The sequence below is a fragment of the Flavobacterium hibisci genome (assembly GCF_020026925.1).
GTDB lineage: Bacteria > Bacteroidota > Bacteroidia > Flavobacteriales > Flavobacteriaceae > Flavobacterium > Flavobacterium hibisci.
In genome coordinates this window covers 1-12,264 of the sequence record NZ_JAIQDW010000036.1, presented here as the reverse complement: position 1 = coordinate 12,264, position 12,264 = coordinate 1, and the positions used below count along the sequence as shown (strand labels likewise).

The 12,264-nt window shown below is 34.1% G+C and carries 11 protein-coding genes; 2 read left to right on the top strand and 9 right to left on the bottom strand.

Going from position 1 to position 12,264, the window contains the following annotated elements; translation table 11 throughout:
* Nucleotides 1–206 precede the first annotated feature (206 nt).
* The 7 genes from K8B81_RS20560 to glyA form a co-directional block, all read right to left on the bottom strand.
* On the bottom strand, nt 207–581 hold the full coding sequence (locus K8B81_RS20560) for a DUF4258 domain-containing protein (RefSeq protein WP_025572925.1): 375 nt from the start codon (nt 579–581) through the stop codon (nt 207–209).
* Nucleotides 582–617: 36 nt separating this feature from the next.
* Nucleotides 618–1,817, bottom strand: a complete 1,200-nt coding sequence (locus tag K8B81_RS20555) for an alanine dehydrogenase (protein ID WP_223683410.1) — start codon at nt 1,815–1,817, stop codon at nt 618–620.
* 81 nt (nt 1,818–1,898) lie between these two features.
* Nucleotides 1,899–2,372: a GNAT family N-acetyltransferase gene (locus K8B81_RS20550; RefSeq protein WP_223683409.1), complete on the bottom strand. Its 474-nt coding sequence runs from the start codon at nt 2,370–2,372 to the stop codon at nt 1,899–1,901.
* A gap of 109 nt (nt 2,373–2,481) precedes the next feature.
* Nucleotides 2,482–2,889, bottom strand: a complete 408-nt coding sequence (gene tsaE / locus K8B81_RS20545) for a tRNA (adenosine(37)-N6)-threonylcarbamoyltransferase complex ATPase subunit type 1 TsaE (protein WP_223683408.1) — start codon at nt 2,887–2,889, stop codon at nt 2,482–2,484.
* Nucleotides 2,890–2,957: 68 nt separating this feature from the next.
* Entirely contained in the window at nt 2,958–4,511 is a 1,554-nt protein-coding gene (porX, locus tag K8B81_RS20540; RefSeq protein ID WP_223683407.1) for a T9SS response regulator signal transducer PorX, read from the bottom strand.
* A gap of 125 nt (nt 4,512–4,636) precedes the next feature.
* Nucleotides 4,637–5,230 carry a tRNA-(ms[2]io[6]A)-hydroxylase gene (miaE, locus tag K8B81_RS20535; protein ID WP_223683406.1) on the bottom strand — a complete coding sequence of 198 codons (594 nt, stop codon included), beginning with the start codon at nt 5,228–5,230 and terminating at the stop codon, nt 4,637–4,639.
* A 164-nt stretch (nt 5,231–5,394) separates the two neighbouring features.
* Nucleotides 5,395–6,669 (bottom strand): serine hydroxymethyltransferase, encoded by a 1,275-nt coding sequence (gene glyA, locus K8B81_RS20530; RefSeq protein ID WP_223683405.1) that lies wholly within the window; start codon nt 6,667–6,669, stop codon nt 5,395–5,397.
* 108 nt (nt 6,670–6,777) lie between these two features.
* On the opposite strand from glyA, the gene fahA reads away from it, so the two are divergent.
* On the top strand, nt 6,778–8,061 hold the full coding sequence (gene fahA / locus K8B81_RS20525) for a fumarylacetoacetase (RefSeq protein WP_223683404.1): 1,284 nt from the start codon (nt 6,778–6,780) through the stop codon (nt 8,059–8,061).
* Between the two features lie 104 nt (nt 8,062–8,165).
* Here fahA and K8B81_RS20520 read toward each other — a convergent pair whose 3' ends face one another.
* Nucleotides 8,166–9,206, bottom strand: coding sequence for an agmatine deiminase family protein (locus tag K8B81_RS20520; protein WP_223683403.1), 1,041 nt, complete (start codon nt 9,204–9,206; stop codon nt 8,166–8,168).
* Between the two features lie 587 nt (nt 9,207–9,793).
* Here K8B81_RS20520 and K8B81_RS20515 point away from each other — a divergent pair.
* The gene (locus K8B81_RS20515) at nt 9,794–11,068 is read left to right on the top strand and encodes an OmpA family protein (RefSeq protein WP_223683402.1); all 1,275 of its coding nucleotides are present in this window, start codon (nt 9,794–9,796) and stop codon (nt 11,066–11,068) included.
* Nucleotides 11,069–11,146: 78 nt separating this feature from the next.
* On the opposite strand, the gene K8B81_RS20510 is transcribed toward K8B81_RS20515, so the two are convergent.
* Nucleotides 11,147–12,034 (bottom strand): carbon-nitrogen hydrolase, encoded by an 888-nt coding sequence (locus tag K8B81_RS20510; RefSeq protein ID WP_223683401.1) that lies wholly within the window; start codon nt 12,032–12,034, stop codon nt 11,147–11,149.
* Nucleotides 12,035–12,264 lie beyond the last annotated feature (230 nt).

Here is a 12,264-nt window from a genome sequence, read left to right as displayed (position 1 = left end):
GTCAATAAGCTCCGATAAATTCGGAGGAAAAAGCACATTTTGGTTGGGAATGTAATCTTTAAAGACTACTTTTGAAGCTATACACACACCGCAATTTAATTAAATTGCAAGAATTAGGAAAGCGAAAGCTTTCCTTTTTTTTATGCCACAAAAAAAGCTGCCTCACTTTTGAGACAGCCTCTTCTAAACTATAATAAAGTAATTATTTATTTTTTTATTATTTCTTCCAAAACGGCTTTATTTTCGTAATTGGTTACTTTAAGGATGATTTCCTGATTTTTTATTGTTTTTCCTTCGATAACATATAATTTTCCTTTTTTGTAAGGAACATTGCTCTGGTCAAAATCAACATCACCAAATTGCAGTGTGTTCTTTATATCAGCTGTATCAATCCATTTTTCATTCAGAGTCTGAAGAGCTTTTGGAGAATATTGAAAAGGTTTGGTTCTCAGACTATTTAAAACCCTGGCATTCGGAAAATAATTGCATCGGGTATCTTTTCCGCTAAAAACGAGCGCTACAAAAAAACATCCCATAACCAAACCAACCAAGTAATAAGCAAAACGGTGTACAAACTTCATGAATTAAATTTTTTGCAAAGGTAAGCTAAAGTTGTTTTAGAAAACAAGTAAATTGATATCGTTATCAGGTAAATCAAACCATTCCCCAATAGCTTTATTAGTCAGTATTCCGTGGTATAGATAGATTCCATTTTTTAACCCTTTATTGCATCTGATAGCACTTTCCAAACCTCCATCTTCAGCTATCTGAAGAAGATAAGGAGTAATTATATTGCTTATTGAAAGTGAAGCTGTTTTGGAATATCTTGAAGGAATATTAGGTACGCAATAATGTAAAACATTGCTTTTTATAAAAGTTGGCTTTTCGTGGGTTGTTACTTCAGAGGTTTCGAAACAGCCTCCCATATCAATACTTACATCCACAATTACGGCACCTTTTTTCATGTGTTCGACCATAGTTTCAGTAACTATAATCGGACAGCGTTCTTTTCCCCGCATTGCGCCAATTGCTACGTCACAACGTCTCAAGGCTTTTAATAATGCTTTCTGTTGGATAGTAGAGGTGAAAATTCGCTGGTTAAGATTGTTTTGTAAACGACGTAATTTGGTAATCGAATTATCAAATACTTTTACATTGGCGCCTAACCCAATGGCCGTTTTTGCAGCAAATTCACCTACGGTTCCGGCACCTAAAATAACAACATCAGTAGGCGGGACACCTGTAATGTTTCCAAATAAAAGTCCTTTTCCAAATTCATTTGTAATCATAAGTTCGGCAGCAACCAGAATAGAAGCTGTACCGGCAATTTCGCTTAATGATTTCACGGCAGGATAGGAACCGTCTTCATCTTTAATATATTCAAAAGCAAGTGCAGTAATTTTTTTTTGAGCTAAAGCTTCAAAATAAGCTTTCTTTTTAGTTTTTAACTGGATAGCAGATATGATTGTCGTTTCAGGATTAATCATTTTGATTTCTGCCAAAGTAGGTGGTTCAACTTTCAGTAATAACGGACAACCAAAAACTTTTTTAGTATCATTAGTAACTTCTGCACCCGCATCACTGTATTCTTTATCCGAATAGCTGGAACTCTCACCTGCACCTGATTCAATCATAACACGATGTCCTGCATATGTCAATGAATTTACAGCATCGGGTGTTAAGCAAATACGACGTTCCTGATAACTTGTTTCTTTTGGGATACCTATAAAAAGTTCTCTTTTTTGGCGGCCAATTTCAAGTTTTTCTTCTTGTGGCAACAATTGCTGTTTGGTAAATGGGGTTAAGGTTATTGACATGTGTGATGCAAGAATTAAGAGTACAAATTACGTAAAAAGTTTTAAAATTAGTAAAATATTCTGCGAATACTGAATTAGCAGTTAAACTATCATTTTTTCCATTTTAATATTGGCTCTTTCGTAAAGTCCCTCTTCAAGGACAACTTCAACAAAACCAAATTTTTTATATAAATGTATTGCGGGTAATAAAATTCGATTTGAATATAAAATTAACTTTTTGATATTATTTTCTTTGGTTATGGCAAAGGCATGAAGGAGCAATTTGTTACCAATTCCAAGTCCCTGGGCTTTGTCTGAAACCGCCATTTTGCTCAATTCAAAAGTTTCACCATCAATTTTCATTAAGGAAACCGTGCCTAAGATTTCATCATTAAGTTTAGCATAAAAAATCATTCCGCCTTTGTCTATAATTTCTTCCTGCGGATTAGAAAGTACCAATTCGTCTTTTTCTTCTACTCTGAAATATTTTGTCAGCCATTGAAGATTCAAAGTTTTAATGTGATCTTTCAATTCAGGTGAAAAAGGAATTATTTCTACGATATTTTGAGTGTTCATTGGAAATAAGAGAATATAAATTCACAAAGGATTATGATTATATTAGAAATATGCCAGTAATTTTTTTCTGTTTTAGTATTTGGTATTCGATACAAGTTTCTTGTATTTTTTAATTTAATTCTAATTTTCTTTTTCCATCCGGCAATAACTCAATCTTAACAACTGAATGCTCCTCAGGAATTAAACTAGCAATTTTTTCAGACCATTCGATAAAACACCAGTTTCCTGAATACAGATAATCATCAACACCCATATCCAGAGCTTCAGTCTCTTTATTTAGTCGGTAAAAATCAAAATGATATACAATTTTATTGTCAGAAGTGTAGTATTCATTAACTAAAGAAAAAGTTGGGCTGCTGGTAGCGTCTTCCACTCCCAGGGTTTTGCATAATTCTTTAATCAAAGTAGTTTTTCCAACGCCCATTTCGCCATTAAAAAGAATGATTTTTTTGGGATTTTGAGCAATAATTTGTTCGGCTACTTCCTGAAGCTGATCTAATGAAAAAACGATATTCATTGTTTTCTATTCTTTATTTGAATCAGTCCCGGAACTATTTAATTATAAAACCGGAACTGAAATTATTTTTATTTTGGGTTAAATACCAGAAACGGAATAATCATTTCTTCAAGCGAAATTCCGCCATGCTGGTAGGTGTTTTTATAATAACTCACATAATGATTGTAATTGTTTACGTAAGCCAAAAACAGATCATTTTTTGCAAAAATAAAAGAACTGCTCATGTTTATAGCTGGCAAACCGATAGTTTTCGGCTCTTTTACCACATAAACGTCTTTTTGTTCGTAAGTCAAACTGCGCCCGGTTTTGTAACGTAAATTAAGACTGGTGTTTTTATCCCCAACAACTTTTGATGGATTTTTTACGTTTATGGTTCCGTGATCTGTTGTCAGGATTAATTTAAAACCTAAAAGTTGTGCCTGTTGAATAATTTCAAGTAAAGGTGAATTTTTAAACCAGCTTAAAGTGAGTGAACGATAAGCCTTATCGTCTGAAGCAAGCTCTTTTACAACTTCCATTTCAGTTTTGGCATGCGACAACATATCAACAAAATTATAAACGACAGTTACAAGATCATTGCCTTTTAAAGCTTTGAAATTTTCTGCCAGTTTTTTACCTCCGGAATAATTCGTGATTTTAAAATAATCTTCTTTAATATTCAATCCCAGACGTTTCAGTTGCGCACTAAGGAATTCAGCTTCATAAAGGTTTTTTCCACCGTCTTCCACATCATTTTTCCAATATTCGGGAAATTGTTTTTCCATTTCAACCGGCAGTAAACCAGAGAAAATAGCGTTTCGTGCATATTGTGTAGCTGTTGGAAGTATGGAGAAATAAGGAACTTCTTTTTCTAACTTGTAATAATTGGATATTACGGTTTCAAAAGATTTCCACTGATCGTAACGCAGATTATCAATAACAACAAATAGGATAGGTTTGTCCTTCTTTTTCAGTTCCGGAACGACTAATTCTTTAAATAAGTTGTGTGACTGAATTGGTTTGTCTGCTTTAGGAGCAAACCAGTCTTCATAATTTCGTTCGATATACTTACCAAATTGCGAATTGGCTTCAACTTTTTGCGATTCCAGGATTTCAATCATCGCCTGATCGTTGATGTTTTCAAGCTCTAATTCCCAGAACAGCAATTTTTTATATAATTCAACCCAGTCTTCATAAGAATTTACCATGGCCAATTCCATAGAAATTTTTCTGAACTCTTTTTGGTAATCCAAAGTCGTTTTTTCAGAAATTAACCTGGAATGATCCAGATTTTTCTTTAAACTTAGAAGAATCTGATTCGGATTTACGGGTTTTATCAGGTAATCGGCAATTTTAGATCCAATTGCTTCTTCCATGATGTATTCTTCCTCACTTTTGGTAATCATAATCATAGGAATAGCAGACTTTTTTTCTTTCATTTCAGAAAGTGTTTCAAGACCACTCATTCCGGGCATATTTTCATCTAAAAAAACGATGTCGAAATTTTCTTCTTCAAAAAGCCCAATTGCATCGAGCCCGTTATTGCAGGTTGTAACTGCGTAATTTTTTTTCTCAAGAAATAATATATGTGGTTTTAAAAGATCGATTTCATCATCGACCCAAAGTATTTTTATTTTATCCATAACCATAATTGACTTTAATTTTACTGCAATTTAAAAGTCTAGAACTTAAAAAGTATTAAAAATAGTATAAAATTAAAGGTTCAGTTGTAATTATTTGTGTTTGAAAAAATAGAATAGACCAAAAATTATCCGTGAATTGTTTCACCTTTTCCGTAGTTTGTGATAATCGATTCTTCAAATTCGAGCCATTCTCTCCAGCGTTTTTCAACGTCAATTCCGGTGCCATATTTACGCGCATAAGTAATAAAAGTCGTGTAATGTCCAGCTTCACTCTCCATCAATTCCCTGTAAAAAACGGCTAGTTCTTCATCCTGGATATTTTCAGAAAGTACTTTAAAACGTTCGCAGCTTCTGGCTTCAATCATTGCTGAAAACAATAATCTTTCAACTAATCCTGACACACGGCTTCCGTCTCCGCTTTTTTTCATATACTGGTATAATTCGTTCACATAATCATCTTTACGTTCGCGTCCTAGTTTTAATCCTCTTTTGATAATAATGTTATGAACCTGTTCGAAATGGTCAATTTCTTCTTTGGCTAAAGCCAATAAATCCTTCACTAAATCCTGATGTTCAGAATTGTTAGTGATAATTGTAATTGCATTTGTAGCTGCTTTTTGCTCGCACCATGCGTGGTCAGTAAGGATTTCTTGTATGTTTTTCTCAACAATATTAACCCATCTTGGGTCGGTTGGCAATTGTAATCTAAGTACGCCCATGTGTTTATTTTGTTTAAAGTTTTTATTCGTTTCAGGTTTCAGGTTTGCTTCTCCAGTTCAGCTTTATCTTTAAATTAGCTTTTGTTGAGAACTAAAAAAGTTTAAAGTTTTGCACTTTCAGCAGCGCAAAACCTTAAACTTGAAACTTTAAACTTGAAACTTTTTTAGTAAACGAAAATTGGTCTTTCGCTCATCATTTCATTTACTTCGTTAGCAACTTCTTCTATAAGTGCTTCGTTTGTATGATCTGCAAGTACTTTATCTATTAAGGCTACGATAGTTTCCATATCTGCCTCAGCTAAACCACGAGTAGTGATTGCAGCTGTTCCAACACGTATTCCTGAAGTTACAAATGGTGATTTGTCATCAAATGGAACCATGTTTTTATTTACTGTAATTTCTGCTTTTACCAGTGCGTTTTCAGCATCTTTTCCTGAAATATTTTTATTTCTTAGGTCAATCAGCATCATATGATTGTCGGTTCCGCCAGAGATAATGTTGTATCCTCTTTTTACAAAAGCATCTGCCATAGCATTAGCATTTTTCTGCAATTGCATAGCATAAGTAAAGAACTCATCTTTTAAAGCTTCACCAAAAGCAACAGCTTTAGCTGCAATAATGTGCATTAAAGGTCCGCCCTGATTTCCTGGAAAAACAGCTAAATCCAATAAAGAAGACATCATTCTGATTTCACCTTTTGGAGTTTTTAATCCCCATGGATTTTCGAAATCTTTCCCCATTAAAATCAAACCACCTCTTGGTCCGCGCAATGTTTTGTGGGTTGTAGTAGTTACAATATGGCAATGTGGAATCGGGTCATTCAATAATCCTTTTGCAATTAAACCTGCAGGGTGAGAAATATCAGCCATCAAAATTGCACCAACGCTATCAGCGATTACTCTGAAACGTTCAAAATCCATATCACGAGAGTAAGCAGAAGCTCCGGCTATGATTAATTTTGGCTGCTCTTTAGTAGCAATTTCCTGAATTTTATCATAATCTAATCTTCCTGTTTCTTTGTCTACTCCGTAAAATATAGGATTGTAAACACGGCCTGAAAAATTTACAGGAGAACCGTGGGTGAGGTGACCGCCATGTGATAAATCGAATCCTAAAATTTTATCTCCAGGCTGTAAACAAGCGTGAAAAACAGAAGCATTTGCCTGAGAACCAGAGTGAGGCTGTACGTTGGCGTATTCAGCACCAAATAATTCTTTAGCTCTGTCAATTGCAATCTGCTCAATAACGTCAACTACTTCGCAACCGCCGTAGTATCTTTTGCCAGGATATCCCTCAGCATATTTATTAGTTAAAACTGAACCAGCAGCTTCCATTACTTCATCACTTACGAAGTTTTCAGAAGCAATAAGTTCTAATCCGTGAATTTGTCTGTCTTGTTCCTCTAGTATAAGGTCAAAAATTTGTTCGTCGCGTTGCATTTTTTCGTTTTTCGTTAATTTCCTGCAAAAATACAAAAAAACGTTTGTGAAACTGTTAGATTATGATATATTTGACATAGATTTTTTCAACAAATAATTAACATTCACATGCCAATAACCGCCAACGATACCAAAAGAAAATCATGGTTGGATGTACCAGAGAATAGTGATTTTCCTATTCAGAATATTCCATTCGGTGTATTTCTTACCAAAGAAAATGTCGTTACTGTAGGAACGAGAATTGGCGATTACGCTATAGATCTAGGGGCTTTACAACAATTAAACTATTTTGAAGGAATAGATTTAACAGATGATATGTTCATGCAGGATACGCTAAATGATTTTATTTCTGACGGAAAAAAAACATGGCGCCTTGTACGAAACCGTATTGCAGATATTTTTGATGAAACAAATCCTCAGCTTAGAGATTCAGAAAAAGACCGTGATGTTGTTATTTTCAAGATTGAAGATGTAGAGATGCAATTGCCGGTTTTAATTGGAGATTATACTGATTTTTATTCCAGCAAGGAGCATGCTACAAACGTAGGAAAAATGTTTCGCGATCCTGAAAATGCTTTATTGCCAAACTGGCTGCACATTCCGGTTGGATATCACGGAAGGAGTTCTACTATTGTTCCGTCCGGAATTCCTGTTCACAGGCCAATGGGACAGATTTTACCCGCAGGAGAAAAATATCCTGTTTTTGGCCCGTCGCGTCTGGTCGATTTTGAATTAGAAACTGCTTTTATTACTACTGACGTAAATGTAATGGGCGAAAATATTTCGACTTATGAAGCAGAAGATTATATTTTCGGAATGGTTTTACTGAATGACTGGAGTGCACGAGATATACAAAAATGGGAGTATGTACCACTTGGTCCTTTTCTGGCAAAGAGTTTCGCAACATCAATTTCTCCATGGATTGTAACTATGGATGCATTAGAGCCTTTCAGGACTAAAGGGCCTAAGCAGGATCCGACACCGCTTCCTTATTTACAAACAAAAGGAAAGAAAGCGTTTGATATTCATCTGGAAGTTTTACTTAAACCGGAAGATCAGGAAGAAACAGTCGTTTCCAAATCAAACTTTAAATATTTATACTGGTCTATGAGTCAGCAGTTGGCACATCATACTTCTAACGGATGTCGTGTAAACTCTGGTGATATGATGGGATCAGGAACTATTTCCGGACCAACGCCTGATAGTTTTGGTTCAATGTTAGAATTAACATGGGGAGGCAAAAATCCCATCAAATTAAAAGATGGAAGCGAACGTAAATTTATTGAAGATAATGATACAGTAATAATAAGAGGTTTTTGTGAAAATGCAGAGGTTCGAATTGGTTTTGGAGAAGTTTGCAGCCAGTTGTTGCCACCTTTTGTAAGGCCATGAAGAGAAATAAAAAATTATCTTAAATAGAGATAATATTAAAAAAAAATGCCTCAAAGAAGTTGTTATTCTTTGAGGCAATTTTTTAGTAAACTAAGAATTATATGTTAAGCAGGAATCTGCTGGCTCAAACAATGTAAAGTTCCAAATCCCCAGATAAAATCGATGCAGCTTATTCCAATTACTTCGCGATCTGGAAAGCATTCTGCTAAAATATTCAAAGCGATACGATCGTTACTGTCATTGAAGGTTGGTACTAAAACACAATTATTCAAAATTAGGAAATTAGCATAACTTGCCGGTAAACGCAAATCTTCAAAATCTACTCGTTTTGGCATTGGAAGAGCAACAATAGTTGGTGATTTTCCATCTTCTAATTTTGCATTCTGAAGTCGTTTCAGATTGTCCTGTAAAGGCTTGTAATTTGAATCGTTTTTGTCAGTTTCTACAATCGTTACAATAGTATCTTCATTTACAAATCGGCATAAATCATCTATATGTCCATGGGTATCATCGCCTTCAATTCCGTCTCCAAGCCATATAACATTTGTAACGCCAAGATATTCTTTAAAAACGGCTTCGTAATCTTGTTTGGTAAAACCTGGATTACGAACCTGAATTGTAGGGTGCATCAGGCATTCTTCAGAAGTTAGTAAGGTTCCCTTTCCGTTTACATCAATTGCACCTCCTTCAACAATTACCGGTTTTCCTTTATAAGTTACCTGAGTCAACGGAACATCAATAAAATCAGCTACTTTCCCCGGGACAAATTTGTCTAACTGATAATTTGTATATTTTGCCCATCCATTAAAATTGAAATTTAAAGCTTCTCTTTTAGAACCATTTTTTACAATAATCGGCCCTGAATCACGCATCCAGCTTCTGTTTGTTTTATGAATAATAAAAGAAATATTTCCAATATTAACCCGTGCTCTTTCGAGCATTTCGAACACTTTTCCTTTTAATTTTTCATCAGCTACAACTAAAAATACAGTTTCAAAAATGGCTACTTTTTTAATAAATTCAACAAATGCCCATTGAACTGCTTCATATTTCCCAGGCCAATCGTTTCCATTATGAGGAAAACATAGTAAAATGCCCTGTTGCTTCTCCCATTCTGCAGGAAATCGTCTATTATCTAATTTCATAAAAGTTTTCTAAATTAAAAAGAATACAAAGATAAGCATTCATTAGCATTATGTAGCATTATAGTGATTTTGAAATTAGATTTACACGTAATCTCTTGTAATTCAGTAAATAATTCAAAAAAAAGTGTTTTATAAAACAAATCTTTGTAAAAAATAATCAATAATGCTTTTTTTATTAATATTCTATTAAAGATATATGGTTGATAATTTTTACTAAAAAAACAGTTTATTTAAAAAAAAACATTAATTTTACCCTTGATGATTTAACAAATTTCCATTTAACTTTAATTATTATTTGTTAAGGTTATGGCAAAATATATCGATTTAAAGAATTCATTGCTTTTTGATCTATAAGCTAAATAATAGAAATTAGTTTGTTATTTGAAATATCCCGCCCCAAGTTGTTTTAAAAAAGCTAAAACCTTCAATAGTTCCCTGTATAACCTAGTGTATGGGAATTATATAAAATTTCTGAAAAGGAATAGAAAGCTTTTTTTATACGGTTAACATAATTTTGCTGTGAGTTTTTAACAACTCATAAGTTAAAATTCACCGTTAAAATGTAAAAATTAAAACACTTAAATATCATGAAAAAAAAATTAGCTTCCTTAACATTTTTATGTCTTTCATTTTTGGCGAATGCGCAAGATGGAATAACATCAACTTCAATTGAACCTTCCTCTGTTGATAACTCGCAATATAATAAATGGTCTATTGAATTAAATGGTGGTTTAACTAAGCCAGCAAGAGCATTAACACCTGGATATTATACTGAAGTTTTTAACCTTAACTCTTTTCACGCTGATTTAGGCGTAAGATATATGTTTAATCCGAAATTTGGACTTAAATTAGATTTTGGATATGATCAATTTCAAGATGGCGGTAGTTCATTAGATTTTAAAAGCAGATATATTAGAACAGATTTACAAGGTGTTATAAATCTTGGACGAGCTTTAAATTTTGAAACATGGACAAATACCTTTGGTTTATTAGTTCATGGTGGACTTGGAGCTTCTCAGCTTGCCAGTAAGACTGGCTTTGATGGTGAAGACTATATGGTTAATGGAATTTTAGGATTAACAGCTCAGGTAAGATTAAGTGATAGGGTTGCATTGACTGGGGATCTTACCGGAATTGTTCATGCCCAACAAAATTGGAATTTTGATGGAATGGGACCAGCGCCAACAGGTGTTTTTGATGGGGGTTTAGTTAACGCATCTTTAGGACTGACATTTTATTTAGGTAAAAATCAAAAACATGCTGACTGGGTTGGAGAAGAAGACAGATATGATGATTTAGAAAAAAGAGTAGCATTACTTGAAACAGGTGTTTTAGATACAGATAAAGACGGTGTGGCAGATTTGTATGATTTAGAACCAAATTCAATTGCAGGTGTTGCTGTCAATACAAAAGGACAATCTATTGATAACAATCAAAATGGTGTTCCTGATGAATTAGAAAGTTACTTAGAAAAAACGTATGGTCAAAAAAGTGGTGGTGTTCAGACAAATAGCACAGTAGAACAATTAATCAACGATGGATATGTAAATGTATATTTTGACTTCAATTCTTCTAAACCAACTACTGCATCTTTATCTGGTATTGATTTCTTAGTTAAATATTTGAAAAATAATCCAAATAAAACAGCAGACTTAGTAGGGTATGCTGATGAAATTGGAAGTTCAAGTTATAATGTTGAATTGTCAAGAAAAAGAGCAGAGGCGGTTAAACAAATTGCTATAAATGCAGGAATTGATGCTTCAAGACTAAATGTAATTGCTAATGGCGAAGACACTTCTGTGAATAAAAAATCAAAAGAAGCGCGTCAAATTGTAAGAAGAGTATCTTTCCAGGTGAAATAAATAAGATACTATTAATAACAAAAGGCTGTTTCAAATTTTGAAACAGCCTTTTGTGTTTTATAAAAAATATAGAGTTGATTAATCAATCGCTCTTTTAGTGATATCTCCAAATGCATCAATTCTTCGGTCTCTGAAAAACGGCCAGTTTTGACGAACGTTTTCCTGTAGATCCAAGTCAACTTCAGCAATTAAAATTTCTTCCTGATCGTGGGATGCCTGTGCTAAAATTTCCCCTTGAGGACCAGCAATAAATGAAGCCCCCCAAAACTGAATTCCATCGGTTCCATCAATATATTGTTCAAGACCAATTCGGTTAGCGGCAGCAACAAAAACGCCATTTGCAACAGCATGGCCTTTCATAACATTCATCCATGCACCATATTGGTTTTCTCCGTATTGCTCTTTTTCTTTTGGATGCCATCCAATTGCTGTAGGATAAAATAACACTTCGGCACCTTTTAAGGCTGTTATACGTGCTGCTTCAGGATACCATTGGTCCCAGCAAATTAATGTACCCACAGTTCCTTTTTTAGTTTCAATAGCCTGAAAACCTAAATCACCAGGAGTGAAATAAAATTTTTCATAAAAATGTGGATCATCCGGAATATGCATTTTACGGTATAAACCAGCTTCGGTTCCGTCAGTATCAATGATGTAGGCGCTATTATGATAAATTCCTGCCATTCTTTTTTCGAAGAAAGGAACTATAATAACAACTCCTAGTTCTTTTGCTAATTCGCTAAACGCAATAAATGAAGTGCTGTAAAGAGGCTCTGCTAATGCAAAATTATCAACATCTTCACTCTGGCAGAAATAATGGCTGCTGTATAACTCAGGCAGGAGTATAACTTCGGCACCTTTATTAGCGGCATCTTTTACCCAGCTGATACATTTTTTAAGATTATTTTCGGCTACGTCGTTAAGGTTTAACTGAACAACGGCTATTTTATATTTTCTTTTCGGCATGACTTAAAATTTAGAGTGCAAAAATAGTAATTTTTTAAGCGAATGGCAAAGGCTGTGCTGAGTTCCTAAAACTCAATTTCACTATCCTAATATAATAGAAAAAACGAGGCTGTCTCAAAAGGACAGCTTCTTTTCGTTTATAAAAAATTAAGATAGCTATAAAAAATTAATTCGGTTTTCGGAATTCGGCTTTAAAGATGATTTTCCTTTTTTTGACTGATTTTTAGGCA